This is a genomic window from Prevotella sp. OH937_COT-195, from assembly GCF_003932845.1.
Lineage (GTDB): Bacteria > Bacteroidota > Bacteroidia > Bacteroidales > Bacteroidaceae > Prevotella.
In genome coordinates, this window is the sequence record NZ_RQZH01000002.1 from 102,009 (window position 1) to 118,750 (window position 16,742).

General features: G+C 43.0%; 13 protein-coding genes. 1 reads left to right on the forward strand and 12 read right to left on the reverse strand.

Going from position 1 to position 16,742, the window contains the following annotated elements; all coding sequences use genetic code 11:
- Window positions 1-2 precede the first annotated feature (2 nt).
- The 5 genes from EII32_RS01525 to EII32_RS01545 form a co-directional block, all read right to left on the reverse strand.
- Window positions 3-707 carry an ABC transporter ATP-binding protein gene (locus tag EII32_RS01525; protein ID WP_125233697.1) on the reverse strand — a complete coding sequence of 235 codons (705 nt, stop codon included), beginning with the start codon at window positions 705-707 and terminating at the stop codon, window positions 3-5.
- Window positions 708-709: 2 nt separating this feature from the next.
- On the reverse strand, window positions 710-1,924 hold the full coding sequence (locus EII32_RS01530) for an ABC transporter permease (protein ID WP_125233698.1): 1,215 nt from the start codon (window positions 1,922-1,924) through the stop codon (window positions 710-712).
- Between the two features lie 4 nt (window positions 1,925-1,928).
- Window positions 1,929-3,152 carry an ABC transporter permease gene (locus EII32_RS01535; RefSeq protein ID WP_125233699.1) on the reverse strand — a complete coding sequence of 408 codons (1,224 nt, stop codon included), beginning with the start codon at window positions 3,150-3,152 and terminating at the stop codon, window positions 1,929-1,931.
- Window positions 3,152-3,907, reverse strand: coding sequence for an outer membrane lipoprotein-sorting protein (locus tag EII32_RS01540; RefSeq protein ID WP_158611095.1), 756 nt, complete (start codon window positions 3,905-3,907; stop codon window positions 3,152-3,154). Before EII32_RS01540 ends, EII32_RS01535 begins: the two co-directional genes overlap by 1 nt.
- Before the next feature lie 133 nt (window positions 3,908-4,040).
- The gene (locus EII32_RS01545) at window positions 4,041-4,703 is read right to left on the reverse strand and encodes an outer membrane beta-barrel protein (protein ID WP_125233701.1); all 663 of its coding nucleotides are present in this window, start codon (window positions 4,701-4,703) and stop codon (window positions 4,041-4,043) included.
- Between the two features lie 457 nt (window positions 4,704-5,160).
- Here EII32_RS01545 and EII32_RS01550 point away from each other — a divergent pair, with 457 nt between their 5' ends.
- A complete protein-coding gene (locus EII32_RS01550; RefSeq protein ID WP_158611096.1) occupies window positions 5,161-6,315 on the forward strand; it encodes a helix-turn-helix domain-containing protein in 1,155 nt (384 codons plus the stop codon).
- An 89-nt stretch (window positions 6,316-6,404) separates the two neighbouring features.
- Here EII32_RS01550 and EII32_RS12010 read toward each other — a convergent pair whose 3' ends face one another.
- From EII32_RS12010 to EII32_RS01580, 7 genes are all read right to left on the reverse strand, one after another.
- The gene (locus tag EII32_RS12010; protein ID WP_158611097.1) at window positions 6,405-6,581 is read right to left on the reverse strand and encodes a hypothetical protein; all 177 of its coding nucleotides are present in this window, start codon (window positions 6,579-6,581) and stop codon (window positions 6,405-6,407) included.
- 408 nt (window positions 6,582-6,989) lie between these two features.
- A complete protein-coding gene (locus EII32_RS01555) occupies window positions 6,990-7,751 on the reverse strand; it encodes a lysophospholipid acyltransferase family protein (protein ID WP_125233703.1) in 762 nt (253 codons plus the stop codon).
- A 19-nt stretch (window positions 7,752-7,770) separates the two neighbouring features.
- Entirely contained in the window at window positions 7,771-8,529 is a 759-nt protein-coding gene (locus tag EII32_RS01560; RefSeq protein ID WP_125233704.1) for a polyprenol monophosphomannose synthase, read from the reverse strand.
- A gap of 65 nt (window positions 8,530-8,594) precedes the next feature.
- A complete protein-coding gene (locus tag EII32_RS01565) occupies window positions 8,595-11,396 on the reverse strand; it encodes a putative LPS assembly protein LptD (RefSeq protein ID WP_125233705.1) in 2,802 nt (933 codons plus the stop codon).
- Between the two features lie 279 nt (window positions 11,397-11,675).
- A complete protein-coding gene (locus EII32_RS01570) occupies window positions 11,676-13,010 on the reverse strand; it encodes an OB-fold nucleic acid binding domain-containing protein (RefSeq protein ID WP_125233706.1) in 1,335 nt (444 codons plus the stop codon).
- Between the two features lie 49 nt (window positions 13,011-13,059).
- Window positions 13,060-13,989: a DUF5689 domain-containing protein gene (locus EII32_RS01575; RefSeq protein WP_125233707.1), complete on the reverse strand. Its 930-nt coding sequence runs from the start codon at window positions 13,987-13,989 to the stop codon at window positions 13,060-13,062.
- A 20-nt stretch (window positions 13,990-14,009) separates the two neighbouring features.
- Window positions 14,010-16,571 carry a TonB-dependent receptor gene (locus EII32_RS01580; RefSeq protein ID WP_125233708.1) on the reverse strand — a complete coding sequence of 854 codons (2,562 nt, stop codon included), beginning with the start codon at window positions 16,569-16,571 and terminating at the stop codon, window positions 14,010-14,012.
- Window positions 16,572-16,742: the final 171 nt, after the last annotated feature.

The window sequence follows — 16,742 nt, forward strand, 5'->3', positions numbered from 1 at the left end:
ATTTATTCGTCTTTGATTATACGGCCGTCTTCAATAGTGATGATGCGCCTTGCCCTCTCCATAACGCGAGGATCGTGAGTCGAAAACAAGAATGTGATGTGTTCTTGTTCGTTCAATAGTTGCATAGTGTCAAGCAGTTTTCCTGCTGCCTTGACGTCTAAACTTGCCGTTGGTTCGTCTGCCAGCACAAAAAGTGGTTTCGATGCCAATGCTCTTGCCACGGCAACACGTTGTTTTTGACCTCCGGACAGAGTTGCCGGATGAGATTTCGCACGGTCTTTCAATCCGATCAGTTCCAATAATTCGTTGGTGCGTTGCTTGCGTTTGTTTTTTTCAATGCCCTGCAATTCCATGATAAACGAGATGTTCTCCTCTACGGTAAGTACGGGAATCAAGTTGAACGATTGGAAAACGAAACCGATGTTGTGAAGACGGAAATCCACCAAGTCTTTGTCTTTCAACGTTCCGATGTCTTTTCCATTAACCAAGATCTTTCCAGAAGAGGGTAAGGTAAGTCCGCCAATTAAGTTGAGCAAGGTGGTCTTTCCCGACCCTGACGGTCCAACTATGGCGGAGAACTCTCCTTGCCTGAGGTTGATATTCACATGATCCGCAGCCTTGATTTCCGATAGTCCGTTGCGAAACACCTTGCAGAGATTTTGCGTTTGAACGATGACGGACGGCTTGGCAATATTGTTTTCTTTCATGATCATTGCTTTTTTTTATGGTTGCTTGTTGCTTTCTTTATTGGAGTTGTCGAGGCAAATAAACATGAGATGAATACGAATATGACAATCTCCATGAAATTGTTGACTGTTATTTGTGGGTGAATGATCGGACTGAATCCATAGTTTACGTTGTCGTTTAGCAGAAATGAGATGTCTAAACCGGACTCCGAGAAACATCCTACCATTATCAAACACAATACGATTCCTACCATTGTTCCGGTGGACACGAGTGCCAGAGTCTCCGTCCAAATCATATATATGATGCGCCGATGACTCACACCGATGTTTACCAGCATTTTCAATTCTTCTTCCCTTTCCATTACAGACATAAGCATAAAGTTCATTATGCCGAATGCCAAGGCAGTGAAGAATATGCCCATAAGAATAATGTTGGATATTTCCCGCCAAGCGGACAACACTTCCATCAAAGGGTACACCTCGTCCCATTTTTGTATACGGAAATCTTTCAATGTCATCATAAGACTGTCTTTTGTCACCGCACATTTGTCGAAGTTTTTTAATACTATGGCTGTTTCGTGGGCAGCAGTTTTCGGAAGCGAAAGATAAGGAAGCAAGTCTCCTTTTAGCACATAGGCAGTGTTGTTGTCAAACCTTTTGCTGTTGGTATGGAATATACCTCCCACTCTTAGCATTATTTCCTGCATGTCGCCATTTGAGTCTTGGAACGTCACGATTATTTTAGAATTTATATTGGCGTTAAGTTTCCGTGCCGTGTAACGACTTATGACGACAGGGTGGTTCGCACTGTTGCCGAGAAATGTTCCGAAATTTCTTTCTATGGTTTTATGGATATCCGAAACCTCTTTCTCTTTATCGGCATCTACACCTATTAAGACAAGTCCCACACTCGTTTCCGCCGTAGTAAGCAGAGCATTGGTCTTCAGTCTGTGAGAGACTCCTGCTATTTCTTCGATGCTGTTTACCGCTTTTCCCACCTCATTCTCATACATGAATCTGCCTATGTCGTTTGTGTCATCATATCCTTTTGCGTGTATTTGCAGATGTGCAGTCTGCATTCGCAAATGCTCATCAATACCGCTTTCCATCCAGCCGTTTATGAATGTCACAACGAATGTGCCGGCAAAAACTCCGATACTGATGAACCCTATCATCAGGATACTGCGCCATTTCTTCCGCCATATATTTTTCCAAGCCAATTTGATGATTACGTTCATTTCATCACAATTTATTTTGACACATATCGACTTTTAGATGTCGGATAACTGATATTGGATACATAATAACAGCCATGCAGATGCAAAGTACCATTAGGATTTGGTTAATGAATAGTTCTTTGCTGATTGCCAAAGTTATCTTGGGACAGATACTGTATTTTAACAATATGTCTGCACTTTCCCCCGACAATGTTATCGGATGTCCGCTGAAATAGTACACAATGATGAAACTAATTATTGAAGCAACCAAAACACTGCTCATAACAATAATAATTAGTTCGTAAAATAATGAAAGACACAGTCGTTTACGTGAAATTCCAAGAGCAATCATCATTGAAAATTCTTGCTTTCTCTCATTTGTCTGCATGATAATTGTTCCCAATATATTAGATCCGACGAGCAGATAAAGAAAAAACTTGATGACAAACCCTAATGCTTCTGTAAGGTCGGAATAGTCTATAAAGTCGCCAAGACTGGTTCTCCAATCGGTTATTTCATATTCTTCAGCCGGCAATATCTTTCCAATATTACGTTTGATTGCATCTACGTTATCCGTTTGATCTGCCATGATATATATGCTGCTGTATCCGTTATGTGCCCCAAACAATTCTTGTGCGATTTCCAAATTTGTGAAAATGGTACTCTTATCGATGTTTGCCACAGGTATTTCCAATATTCCCAAAATGGGGAGCATGCCTACGGCACTTGTTCCGTGATAGCCTTTCCCGATGATGATAACACTGTCACCGACTCCTATTTTCATTTGCCCGCTAAGATTTTTTCCAATGAGAATGCCTCGGTTCGTTTCTGTGAGTCCTTTTCCTTCAATGATTTTTGTTACTAATCCCAAACGTTGCTTTTCCGCTTTTGGTACGACGCCCACCAGAGCAACCCCTTTGCTTGTGTTTCCTGATGAGTGGGAAATCAATACAAACGATTCAAGACAGGGAAAAACCCCTTGCACATGCGGAATTAAGGTTATAGAATCAATGGCTGCACGGTTCATTGTCATGATGTCATCTATTGATTTGCTTTGTACAAATTCTTTCTTGTGAATCTCGACATGTCCGCCTGTCATTTTCAACATGCTGTTGATGGAAGAGTTCCATATACCTTTATGGACAGAATTAAGCATAATACAGAAAAATACGGCAACCAACACCGAAGTCATGGTAATCAACGTTCGGTGTGTGTTCCTGTTTATGTTTAACCAAGCCAGTTTCAACATCAGTGCAGCCGTTTTATATTTTGTATGGAAAAGAAACTCTCTTGCATAGATGCGACAAGGGTATATTCGGTGATTTCAAGAATACTTTTGTGTCCCTTTTTGTTTGCGGGTGTGATTTCAATCAGCATTGGTACCTTGTGACCGTTGAATGTCTTCACATTTCTCATAACGCAACTCCTCATTAATTTTCCGGTATCGTCATAATATTCTATTCTCCTTTCAACGAAATCTTTCGTACTTATCCATGAGATGATTTTTCCCCATACCATCCTGCTGTTAGGTTTGGGTGTGAGTTGTACTTTGTAACATATCTCACCATCAAATGTTTCTTTACCCAATAATTTATGAGTAAAATCGTCAATGAATGAAACATATTTCAGAATATCGTCCGTTGTAAAATCACTTCCCATCCATGATTGATTGGATGCCGATGCAGAAATTTTTATTGTACGTCCTATGGAAGGTTGCCAGTTCCAAAGATTATTTCCTCTTTTCAGAAAAGCCAATCCTTTTTCTTTTACGGGAGCAGTTATTAATACCAATGTCATGTCTCGTGTCTTAACCCAAGTCTTGATACCGACAACTCTTTTCCAAGTAGGGCGCAGAATTGTCATCTTGCCTTGACTCTTGAACGATTGCAGATCACGGTTCTTGTGTGTTTTCTCTATGATTTGGTATGCAGAGAGCGACTGTGAATGTGCAGACAGGGTAAAGCAGAATACAAGCAGTGACAGAATAAGTTTTTTTACTTTCATAAAAAAAGTATATATATAATTAAGGTGAAACCTCCGCCATATCTCCAACTTTATTGACAAATAAAGGTCTGTTCTCACAAAATCTTTCATTTAATAAGAGAACAGACCTTTATTTGTTCACGGGGTAAAGGGTTTAGAAATAAACCACCGCACCAAGAAGCATATTGTTTCCGTCAACATCAAGACCAAATCGTGATATAGATATATCGTTGTCTTTAACTGACAAGTGTTGGTATCCAAGCGAACCTATTTTCGCAAGAAGTTTCACGTTTTTGCTTACGTTTAAAGCCACACCGGGTTTTACCCCGAATTCTATGGCTGTTACGTCATAATCTTCGTCTCCTCCGAGAGATCTGATCTTCTGACCGAAAGTAATTGCGTTCAGACCAACCACTCCGTCAAAGAAAAATTCGAAAGCTCCGTTCCTGTAAACCGTATAGCGGAGATAAGGAGCCACGCGCAGACATTTGATGTTCACTAAATCATTGTCCGCACTAATATCTGCGGCCGTACTCAATAACGCATTTCCAAAAGCCTTAATGTCGGTAACATCAAATGAGCCGAAAGCTGCATAACCTTTAACATAGCCGGTACTTATACCGAATGCGAGATCATCACTATACTGATAACCGACTTCCGGCAGAATTTTGAACGAAGAACCGCTTAAATCGTCACTACCTTCACCTAAGGAAAGTTTACTATTGGTAAAACCGAAAGAACCTCCGACATAAAACTGTGCATGACCTTGAGTTATACCCAAACCAATCATTGTCAAAATAACTACCAACTTTTTCATAATTCTTATTTTTAAATGTTTAACGATTAAAGTAAATAAAATGTAATTTGTTGTTTAAAACTAGTATTTGTTTTAACAAAATTATAAAAAACTAAAAATAAAACCAACCCTTTAGAGTTAAAAAACGTGAATAATCAAAGACGCAATCTCTATTGCTCTTAAATCGTAAATTTTGACTCTCAAATCGTAAAAAACACTTACAATTGGGCTCCATAAATTAAAATTGTAAAGTTGACAGGCTATTTACGAGTATAAAGTGGTTGTTGAAAAAGTAATATGGAGGAAGTGATAATTGAACGAAATGAAGTTTTGGAACGAAAAGAAACTTCGGAATGATAGCAGATGTTTTTGTCATTTTTTGCAGACTTTTCAAGAAAATGCTTTATCTTTGCAATGCTTTTCAAAAAAAACTTTAGAGGAATCAGTCTTATTTATGATTAACACTTTTTTTTCAATCTTGCCATTGACAATAAGTATTGGTTGGCTTGTTGCTTTCACGGCAAGATATAGAAAAATTTATTATGCACAAAGATTGCTTGTGTTGTTTTTCTTTTTATGTAGCATTCTCTATGTTGCACATGCCGTTTATTTCAACTATCAATACTCTTTGTTTGCTCGTATAGAGGCTGTTTATGCGTTTTGTACTTTGGCCGGCTATCCTCTTTATTACCTTTACATTTCAAATCTTACAGATGAGAAGCCGTCTGCATGGCACAATTTTTTAGTATTGTTGCCATCGGCGATATTATCTGTTGTGGCAATGTTTCTTTATGTTCTCATGGACGAAGAAACACGTTGCTGTTTTGTCATACACGAGTTTTATACTCACGAACCCCACGGGCATGATTTGTCATGGGTGGTTAAAGCGCAGATATACAGGGTGTATGTTATGAAAGTGCTGTATGTTTTGCAAGTTATTCCGGCATGTTATTTCGGTTATAAGAAACTGAAACGTTTTGACGAGCAGATTCGCAATTTCTATACTGACACGGATGAGAAGACATTGTGGCCGGTAAGAGTATTACTGGTAACATTACTGATATTTGCTTGTGTTTCCGTAACCGCCAATTTTCTCGGCAGAGAGTTCTTCATAAAAGAATGGTGGATGATTTGTATTCCTTCCATTCTGTTCAGCATATTACTTTTTTCTGTGGGATTTGTTGGTTACAGGCAGAGGTTTACCGCTGCCGACTACTATAAAGAACTAAGGGAAGCAGATGAAAGAGAAAGACAAAAAGGGCAGGGCAATAAGGTAAAAATGAATGATGACACCAAAGAATTGCTCAAAGCTCAAATCTTTGATTTGATGGAGAATCAAGAAATATTCAGACAGCAGAATTTCTCTTTGTCAGATTTCGTTGTCCGTCTTGGAAGTAATCGTTCCTATGTTTCCAATTACATAAACAACGAATTGCATCTTTCTTTTTCTGACTTCATAAATCAGTATCGTGTAAGTCATGCACAAATTCTCATGAAGGATTATGGCAACAGTCTTACGTTGTCGGAAATTTGGAAACAATCCGGTTTTTCGAGTGAAAGTTCTTTTTACAGGATATTCAAAAGAATGGTCGGCATAACTCCGCTTGCTTGGAAAAAACAATGCAAGAAATGAATGTGTACAAATATGACAATGGATGTTTCACGGGTTGAAATTTCTGCAAAACCAATCTCGCCACAAACGCCATGACTGATGATTATAAGTTACTTTCTTAATTTTAACCCAAATCGGTCATTAGAACCCTCAACCGATTTTGTTCGATTGTTGAGCAGATGTGCAGCCGTTTCATCGAAGGCGTAGCGGGCTGCGTCGGGATGAAACGGCTGCGCAGATGTCAGCAAGCGGGCTAAAGCAGTTGGGAAGCGTAAAGGCAATGGCAAATCTAAGCAAATGCGGTCTAATGACAGATTTGGGTTTAATATTAAGATTTGGTTTTGCAGAGTTTTTTAAAAAAACTGCAAGATGTCATCTGTATATATTTTTATTGACACACGTTCTGTTACAAATTGATAAAGAGCATTTTTATTATTAGATGGGAACTGTTTGGCAATTTCGGCTAAATTGGTGAGTAAAACCGCCGAAATTGGTCGGCAAATTCGGCGAAATTGCACTACGATCAAGCACAAACAATATGACGGTTGGGGGTAAGAAATGGCATAAATAGTTTGATACCTCGGCAAAAATCAGTTACTTTTGCAGAGGTATCGGGTGGCATTTATGTTAGTAACATGTCCTGTCATTTCATTATATGTTTTCTTTCAGGGTAGGTTATAACTGTCGATTTGGGGTTATTGGTCGGGATTGGCCACATATCCTTGGTATTCAGGTACGAGTGCAGACATTATTGCGTCATAACTCTTTTCCATTGCATTGTTGATGTTATCGGCTCCACTTCCTATCGGGTCTATCGGTTTGTGAATGGTGAGCGACAGGCGATGCCAGCGAACGAAATGCCAGTCTTTGGTACGTGGCATTATGTTGAAAGAACCGTTTATGGTAATGGGAGCCACCGGCAGTCCCAACTCGTCGGCAAGCATGAATGCGCCTCGCCTGAATTTTCCCATGTGACCGGTGAATGTTCGTGCCCCTTCGGGGAAAACCACCACACTTGTACCGTGTCGCAGTATGTCGCGAGCCTTGTCGTAGGTTTGTTTTATCTTGCTCGGTCCGCTCTTGTCAACAAAAATTTGGTTGCTCTTGGCGCAGGCATAACCCACGAACGGCATCTTTTTCAGTTGCCGTTTCATCATCCATTTGAAGTTACGACACAGATATCCGAAAATAATGAATATGTCGAACGAACCTTGATGGTTCGAAACGAAAACGTAACTCTGTCCTTTTTTAAGGTTTTCGCGTCCCTCCACTTTCACCGGAATTAACAGTGTCCACAGAACGAATCGTCCCCACCACTTGCCCGGATAATATCCCCAATATTCGGCATTGCCCACCATTGTTCCGACGATCACGATAATGGCGGTAACGATTGTTGATACAATCAACAGTGGTATGAAGACCAAAATCTGATAGATGCAGTATAATATATGTAGCATGTCGTTGTTCTCGTAAGTTTCAATTCTTTGGTAGTGGCGGATATTTCCTTGTCCAACCGTCCCATCTCAGTCTCATTACTCCGAAGAAAGCCTCGCCGAATATGCCTCCGCTCATCTTTGATACCCCCTCTCTGCGGTTCACGAAAATTACCGGAACTTCCTTTATTCGGAATCCGATTTTGTGGGCGGTGTATTTCATTTCTATCTGAAAGCCGTAACCTTTGAATCGTATTTTGTCGAGTTCTATTGTTTCAAGCACTCTGCGTTTGTAACATTTGAAGCCTGCGGTGGTATCGTGAACGTTGAATCCTGTCACGATACGCACATATTTCGATGCGAAATAACTCATCAAAACACGTCCGATCGGCCAGTTTACGACATTCACACCGCTGATGTATCGCGAGCCGATGGCGAGGTCGTAGCCTTCATCGGCACATGCACTGTAAAGGCGTGGCAAATCCTTTGGGTCGTGACTGAAATCGGCGTCCATTTCGAAGACATATTCGTATCTGTGTTCTATTGCCCATTTGAATCCTGTGATGTATGCGGTTCCCAGTCCGAGTTTGCCCGTGCGTTCTATAATGAACAGTCTTCCTGCGAACTCGTTCTCAATCAGTGAGTTTACTATCGCCGCCGTGCCGTCCGGCGAGCCGTCGTCTATGACAAGTATATGGAACACTTTGTCAAGGTCGGCAACTGCCCTTATTATTTTCTCAATGTTCTCTTTCTCATTGTAAGTTGGAATGATAACGATGCTGTCACTTGTTGTTGTTTCCATATCATTTTTTTTATTGATGAGTTCAAGACTGTTCTTTTTCAGTTTGTAGTATGTTTATCTTTTTGTCAATACCATTGCACTGCATTTGAATATCCCGAGCGTTTGTCATATTTCAGTGCATCGGTGAGCGTTGCGGCATTGCATCTGAACGTGAAATTGTAACTTGCGTATGGTGTGAGAACCACCGAACACGACATGTTGAAACAATGCAGGTCGCGAGATAGCGATGCCGTGGTCATGCTTATTTTGTGTGCCTCGAAATCGTATCCGCTTGCGAAACTGATGTTCCATCCGTCGCTTATGCGCACATTTCCGCTAAGGTTCAGTGTCTGTGTGAACTTATACGGGTAGCGCATTGTTTTGGTATTGAACTTGCCGGCGGTATTTTCGCTCATGGTTATGCCGTAGCCAATGGTGAGTGACCATGGCATCGAGAATGCCATGTATCCGTCGGTGTCGGTCTCTGCCTTTCCTGCGTTCTTCTTTTTTGCCCCGCGTTTGCCTCGTTCCATGTCATCGTCAATGTTGCTCTCGATGTCGGTGTCTGTTTCTTCTTCGTTTTCCTGCGAATCTTGTTCGTTGTCATCTCCTCCTCCGAAAAGTTTCTTGAGTTTCTCGGGAGTCAGCGTGAACGAGAAATTTTGTGACATGCCTTGGAAGCGTCCGAAGCGTCCGTATCCCCATTCGGTATGGTTGCCGACATACGGGCGTCCGTCTTTGTCGAGTTCGTATGCGTATGTTGCGAAGCGCGCGTTGACGTTGAACGTGTAGTTTTTCCACCATTTCAATCGTACGTTCATGCCGAGGTCGCTCCAAGGTTTTTCCTTTGCCGCCATGTTGTACGACATGTTGAGACTTAAGTCGTCTATGATGCTGAGTTTTTTATATCCCGTACTGTCTTTGTCGGAACGTACTTTCATCTCGATGTTGTTGCCCAATGATAAAGAAATGCTCCCCATCTTTCCTTTTCCCGGTACGCCGAATACGTTGTTTTGGAAAGGTGAATACTCCACGAGCGACACGTTTCCGTTGGCATCGGTCTTCTGATATGTCTTGTAATATCCGTAGCGCGAAGCACTGAAATCGGGCGAATAACTGAAACTTACGGTAGGAGTGAATACATGTCGCACCGCCACTATCTTGTCACCGAATATCTTTTTCGATGGTACGAACATACCGTATAATTTTGTAGATGCACTGATGCTGAAATTCCAGTTGTACAGGTTGCTGAAAGCGTTTACGGTGTCGCATACTTCCCTCTGCGCCAGATTGTCCCACGAACGCATTATCTTGTTGGTGTACATTCGGTCGGTTATGTGCAACGAAGGGTTTAAGTTGATATAGTCGAATAGTGTGAAACTGCCTTGTATGGGAATGCTGTGATTCATTCCGTTGCGCCAGTCTTTCATCAGGTTCGAGTGCAGCAGTCTGTTCTCTTTGGTCGAAATTGAGTTGCGCAACTGTCCCGTGTAACTCATCGATATTTTCTCGTACCACCGCTCTTTGCCCGCGGCGTGTTTCCGCTTGAATGGATAGAAACGAGAAATGGATATGTTGAGGTCGGGCAATGTCATGTCAATCATGGAGTCACGCATGTTTTGGTTGATGTTCATCGTACTGCTCAACGACATGCCTATGCTTGAAAATGTCGTGCTCCAACTTACCGATGATGTACGCGTGCTCTGTGTCATGCTTTGGGGGTTATATATCGAGTTGAGATTGTTGCGTTCGAAACTTGATGTCGCGAAATTGACGCTTGCCGACAGATTGCTGAAAGGATTCGCTTTCGGGTTTTGTCTGTGGTTCCACTGTATCTTGAAACTTTCTTGCTCGATGAAATCGGGTGTGCCTTTGTCTCCGTTCTTAGTGTCTTGATAACTGACGAAAATCGAGCCACTGTACTTGTATCGCTTGTTGTAGTTTGATGCCGCGCTGATACCCCACGAGCCTTTTGTGTAAATCTCACCAAGCAGTTTTAAGTCCCATTTGTCGTTTATGGCAAAGTAGTATCCGCCATCGCGGAGGTAAAAACCGCGTGCTTTCTCGTCGCCGTAGGATGGCATTATGAAACCGCTCGAATATTTCTTTGAGAATGGGAAGAAACCGTATGGTATGGCAAGTGGCAGCGGCACGTCGCACACCACGAGATGAGCCGGTCCGAACACCACGTCTTTTCCCGGACGAACCTTTGCTCTCGAGAGTGCTATATAAAAATCGGGGTGTTCTTCGTCGCACGTTGTATATCGTCCGTGTTCTATATATATCACACCCGTGGAGTCGTGCTTTGAGTGTTCGCTTCTTAGGAAACCGTCTTCTTGTTGCGAATATACATTGCTCACAAATCCCTTTCTTGTCTTGAAATTGAACGACATTTGTTCGCTCTCATACTTGTCGGCTCCCATTTTGAATACCGGCTTTCCTTCTAATTCTCCGGTAGTATCTACAACACCGTTGGCATGTATCGTGTTGCTGTCCATGTTGACATAAACCCTCTCTCCTGCAAGATCCATGTTGGAATACTTAACTTCTGCCGAGCCGTACAAGTGGGCAGTGCGCGTGTTTGCGTAATATACGAGGGAGTCTTTTGCCGAGTATTTCACCGGCGCATCTATGCCGTTGGATTTTCGTCGGTTGATGCTGTCGAGGCGTATTGAGTCGTCTACGATTTTGTTGTGCATCATTATTGCGAGACGCAGCGAGTCTGTTTCGGCGGTATCGGTGTTTGTCGTGTCCGATATTACGTTTCCCACGGATAATGTGTCGCCTCGCAATGCTTTCTTCACACCCTTGAACATGACCACGTTTGTGTCTGCCATCATAAAAATGAAAGCACCGAGTAACAGAAATATCAACGTGTTCTTTCTCATCAGAGTGTATTTGCCTGCAAAGTTACAACTTATTTTTTATTATTATACATGCTTTGCGTTGTTTTTCATGGTTAAAAAAACAAGAATAAACGAGTATGTTTTTGTACTTCGATTTTGAGTCTTGGGGGCATTGTAAGATTGAGAAGTTGTTTTTGAATATATAACGGTTTGCTACTCGGCATATAATAACCGCCATTAAACGTAACCCATATCGTTTAATGGCGGTTATTGCATGTTAAGAGTTATGCGGTGTCTTATTTATTGCAAAAGTCTTGATTGTTATTTACCGTATGTTATGGTAATCTTTTTCACTCTCAACTGATCGCCTCCTTTTGTAGAAGAGAATTCGTTGCATACTGTCATCTTTTTATCTTTTTTGACGGCTGTCAGTTGCGTATTCCCTGTATATATCTTATCTTCTTTAGCCTCACATTCCAAAACAATTTTTTTGATTTTGTGGGTTTTCTCATTAATATTGAAAAGATTTTTGGCATACATGCGCACTCCCTTGGTTGATTCGTAGTAAGTTGGAGGGAAATCTCCGTTTCCTTTTTCGAATGTTATGCTGAAGTCGCTGTTCTCGATATTGAGGTTCGTATTCTGCTTGTCAGCCCAGCCCTGAGTCCCGAGATCGATTGTTACGGGAGTGGTGTTTTCCAACTCCGACAAACTCGTATCGTCGATTGTGAGAATGTTTCCCTCTATGGTTTTCTTGATGCCGGAGCCTTGGCTGCCGTTTATGGATACGAGGTAGTTGTTCTTTGCCAACTGTATCGCACCGTTATACTTTGTTACCTTTCCGCAAACAACCACTTCATCGCCTTCTTTAATCTTTGCGGCATCGGTAAACTTCTTTTTGTCTATGTCCAAACCGCGGAAAACAACAAGTTTGTCATCGTCTTCCGAGCCGTCTTGTGCAATTTTGTAGGTGGCATTTCCGTATTGAGCGATGTCTATTTGTGGTGTCCCTACAATCTTTCCTTTTACATATATTTCATTTTCGCTCTCTTGTCCGGACTCTATTTCATAGAAAGTTTGCAGCACTGCCGCCACGTTGTACGGGTCGTTTATCTTACCTGTTCCTGTCGGGTCGAACTTAGTGTTGGGTTTCTCCGGCTTTTGTGCCTTTTCACCGTTGAGCGAGAATATGACGCTTCCTGCATCGAACTCCGGTGTGTTGCCTTTGAAATTCTTGCACTTTCCTTTTATGATAACCTCGTCGCCAACCTTTATTTGGTCTTCTTTCTTGAATTTTTCGCCTCCGAGGAACAATCCGCGGAACACCACCAACTGGTTGTTTGTCGTACCATTGTCAGATATACTGTATGTTGCGTTTCCGAATTGGAGGTTCACTCCGTCGATAGACGAAATCTTTCCTTTTACGAAAACCTCCGGACTGATGTCGTCTTTTGACATCGCTTTTATCATTTTTAGTGCAGCAGCCACGTTGTACGGGTCGGCTTCTGTTCCGGATCCGGTGGGTTCATCCAATGGAGTTTCCGCGTTATTGCCGTTCTCCTCGGGGAAACCGTAGGGCGCAGGAACATCCTCGCAACTTGTCATTGTGAATGTCGCAATGGCGAGCATTATCACAGAATAAATGATTTTTTTCATGTTATGATGTTTTTTTATTTCCTTATTACTTTTTTCGTATCTTCTTTCGTTATTCCTTTATTGTTGACGGAACAACATCTTTAATGTCGCGTATTATCACTTCCCAACTGTTGTTGTATCGCTTTATGATACCGGTGATGTCAACGTTGTACATCGGCAACGATACAGAAGCGAAGTCTGCAAAACTGCTGTTGTATAGCATAATGGACGGTTTGTCTGCCGTACCCTTGCTTGGCAGTCCGTGGAAAAACCATGACACCGATGTGTTGAATGCCGGATCTGCATATTTTGAGTTCTTGTCAAGTACGATTTTTACGAATTTGGAACCGTTATAGTAGGAACCTTCCTTGAACTTAACTCCTTTCAGCACTCCGAGTTTTCCGGCATCTTCCAATGTTTTCCAATTTTCAACATTGTTCTTTTCCACGAACAGTTTAGGTTCGATTTTCTGTGATTTGCCCGTTATGCGGAAATGTTGTTGCCATTCTCTGCGCGTAATCTTTCCAATTTGGTCTTTTCCGGCATTTGCTCCCTGCGTCACTTTCGACGGCATGCCGATTACCGGTTGCATTCTGTAGTTGCCGACAGACAGTCCTTGCAACTCGATGATAATCTCCGTTCCTATGGGCAGGTATCCGTGCAATCCTCCTTGTTGTATCTCTATGAGTATGGCACCGGTCTCGTCCTGTATAGCCACCTCGTTATATATATTTCCCGATACATCGTTTGCAGTCACAAAGCCGCGTATCTGCATTTTCTCTTTTACCTGTTCGAACGAGTTCCCATCGCGAAAATCTGTTTTAATCGCTTTCTCGTATTTCTCTTTCAGTTGCTGTATGGTAACGAGATTTGTGGGTTTGATGGAGTTGTTTCCGTATGGCGCACCGTTGCTGAAATCCGGTTCGTTATAGTCTCCGTCCATACATGCCGTTATGCCAAGGCATAGCACGGCTATCAGCAGATATGATATTCTTTTCATGTTCTTACTTTTTACTGTTTTTAGAATTTATATGTAAGGTTCAGCATTCCGTTTGCTCCGAGTGCGTAGTATTTCTTCGGATTGCGTGAGAACTTATACACACGACTTTTCACGTTGTCTGCCGTTGCTCCCGTATAGTCGCTTCTGCTCTGTTCGTAACCTCCTGTGGCAAGGTGGGTGTTGTTCAATATGTTTGTCAACATGAGGTTGATACTTAGGCTGCGCCCTCCTTTCAGGCGTATGAAACGCCCTATCGAACCGTCGACCATGAAACCGCCGTGTCCCTTAGACTGTGCCACGGCTTCCTCTCGCAAGTTGCCTTGGTTGTCGAACACGTTGCCATCTATTTGCTGTCGGTGGTTAAGTGTGCTTCCATATCGGTATGCCGGAGAGTATGACAGGTAGATGCGGTCGTAGTAGTTGCAGTTCAAGTCAACGAACCACCCACGGTTGTGATAACTCAGTCCGGCAGACAATGCGGTGAGCGGCGTACCTGCCTCGCGCATGTCTTTAACATAAGCGGTCTCACGGGTATATGTGGCTTTGGTAGAGTTCATGTATCTTGCCTGTGCGTTGTTTGTGTTTTTGCCCTCGCCGATGTAACCCAGCAGTTTCATGTCGAGTGTGGAAGTTATTTTCAGTTTCGCTGCGAGTTCGGCTCCGTAGTACTGTTTTTTGAGTCCGGTAAGCGAAACGTAAGAGAACGAGTTGATGTCGTCGAAATAGAAGTTTTGCCACTCCGTAACGTTGCTCAGGCGGCTGTAATATACGTTCAGATTTACGTGCAGCCATGAATTGTGGAACTGATACGACAGTTCGCTGCTGAATATTCGTTCGTTTTTAAGTCCTGTAACGAAGTCGTTGCTTATTTCCGGTGCGGCAAAAGCCGTTGATGCCTGCGGTGCACGCCATTCGTAGCCCGCTCCGAGTGCTATGACATGTCCGTGTCCTGCATCGAATGTGAGGCTTCCTTTTCCGCCAACCTCTCCGAAATGTGCCGTTCCGCTTTTGCCATAAGAGAACTCCGGTGCCATACCGTTGCGCATCTTTCCGTCGCGCTGCATCTGCACACCTCCCGATCTTGCAGCCAAGTTGGCATGCCAGCGTCCCATGTCGGTGCTGTAGTTGGTCCAGAAAAATCCTTTGGTTACGAGTATGTCGTAGTCGTATCCGAATCTGTCGCCCGTCTTCACCACTCCGTTGCGGTTGTTAAGGTCGTATTGCACCCGGTCATCGTCTATCGTATATGTTCCCAACGCGTAGGTATTTATGTTGTGGAACGACGATGCGCCGAGCATGTCCTCCATTGTCTGGTAGTGACTTCCCTTGTTTGTTCCGAGCATGTATCCTATGTTCCATCTGCTCTTCGGGGTAAGCGCAACGTTCAATGCCGATGACAATGACAGAGTGAGAGCATCGTTGTGTTTAGCCTGAATGAAATACATCGCGTCATGTCCATTCTTTGCTGCCATCTTGTTTGAGTAAATCAACTGGTCGAAATTTATCTGTCGGTTAGCCTTCGAACCGGAGAACACGCTGTATGCCGTAATCCAATTGCTGAGTGCCTGCGGTGTACGGTGAGCCTCATCGTTTTCATCGAACACGTTGTAATAACTGCTCGGCATTAATTTCCAGTAGTCCGGCTGCGGGTTGTCGGTGTTGTTGTAGTTCAGTTTGGTACTCTTGTACATCGAGTATTTCCCGAACACCGACGTGGTAAGTTTCATGTCATCGTTTATTTTCCAATCCCATGTGAAGATTGCTGCCGGCGCAAAGTCGTTCACCACTCGCGAGTTGCGTTTCTCTCCGTTCTGGTATCCCCAATAAGGGTTGTAGTAGTTGCTGTTTGCCATCCAGTATGCTTCGTCCGTGGAAGCACCCTGCGTCGAGCGTTCGGTGGGATTTCCCCATGTGGCGAACGATAGACTGTGGTCACCGAGAATCTTCTCCACGGCGAGAAAATACGACAGAGCGTTGTAGTATGTTCCCTCAACATATCCGCGGTTGGCCCATCGATAGGTAAGGTTGGCAGTCACAGCCCATCCGTTTGGGGTAAGTCCGGAACTATAAGTATATACACCACGCATTGTGTAGTTGCGGTTTGCCGCACTCAGTGCCACTCTGTGTCCTGCCGCGAAATTTGCCGCACGGAAGTTGTAGTTTACTCCTCCCCCCATGTTCGACATGTTGTAGCCTCCGTTTTCGAATGCCAGCACGTTGTCGGCGTTACGCGTCATCTGATTCAATCCGCCCACGAGCGAATAACGGAACTGTCCCGACTCCATGTCGTTCATAAGCACTCCGTTGATGTGAACATCGTTATATTTTTGGTTGAACGAACGGTAACGAAACCGTACCGGCGAGAAAAGGAAACCGACGCGTTCTGCATACATGTTGTTGTTTGAACCGATGATTGTCACGTTTTGCGACATGTCATCGTTGTCTCCCAACTGCGCCTCGGTAAATGTGAATGCCGACTCGTCCGTTGTCGCATTTTTTTGCGCCTGCGTATCATCCGTTTGAGCAAATGCCAGCGGAGCATAGCACAAGGCAATCACTGCAAGTTTCAGTTTTTTTTGCATCTCGTTTTTAGTTTATTATTAATGTTTTTTGGGGTACAAAGGTAGCATTAAAAAACATAAGAACAAAACAAAACTTGAAAAATGTTGGTGATGTGTCTCATTATATCAATCAACTATATACCATACTTATTTTTTCATTGCAAAAGGGTTGGATATGAACTTTTTTTCGTA

Bases quoted from the DNA above. Each gene is read 5' to 3' on its own strand.
- EII32_RS01565 (WP_125233705.1), bottom strand. From the start codon at position 11,396: ATGAGAAAGAACACGTTGATATTTCTGTTACTCGGTGCTTTCATTTTT.
- EII32_RS01560 (WP_125233704.1), bottom strand. From the start codon at position 8,529: ATGGAAACAACAACAAGTGACAGCATCGTTATCATTCCAACTTACAAT.
- EII32_RS01575 (WP_125233707.1), bottom strand. From the start codon at position 13,989: ATGAAAAGAATATCATATCTGCTGATAGCCGTGCTATGCCTTGGCATA.
- EII32_RS01545 (WP_125233701.1), bottom strand. From the start codon at position 4,703: ATGAAAAAGTTGGTAGTTATTTTGACAATGATTGGTTTGGGTATAACT.
- EII32_RS01525 (WP_125233697.1), bottom strand. From the start codon at position 707: ATGAAAGAAAACAATATTGCCAAGCCGTCCGTCATCGTTCAAACGCAA.
- EII32_RS01580 (WP_125233708.1), bottom strand. From the start codon at position 16,571: ATGCAAAAAAAACTGAAACTTGCAGTGATTGCCTTGTGCTATGCTCCG.
- EII32_RS01555 (WP_125233703.1), bottom strand. From the start codon at position 7,751: ATGCTACATATATTATACTGCATCTATCAGATTTTGGTCTTCATACCA.
- EII32_RS01570 (WP_125233706.1), bottom strand. From the start codon at position 13,010: ATGAAAAAAATCATTTATTCTGTGATAATGCTCGCCATTGCGACATTC.
- EII32_RS01540 (WP_158611095.1), bottom strand. From the start codon at position 3,907: ATGAAAGTAAAAAAACTTATTCTGTCACTGCTTGTATTCTGCTTTACC.
- EII32_RS01530 (WP_125233698.1), bottom strand. From the start codon at position 1,924: ATGAACGTAATCATCAAATTGGCTTGGAAAAATATATGGCGGAAGAAA.
- EII32_RS01535 (WP_125233699.1), bottom strand. From the start codon at position 3,152: ATGTTGAAACTGGCTTGGTTAAACATAAACAGGAACACACACCGAACG.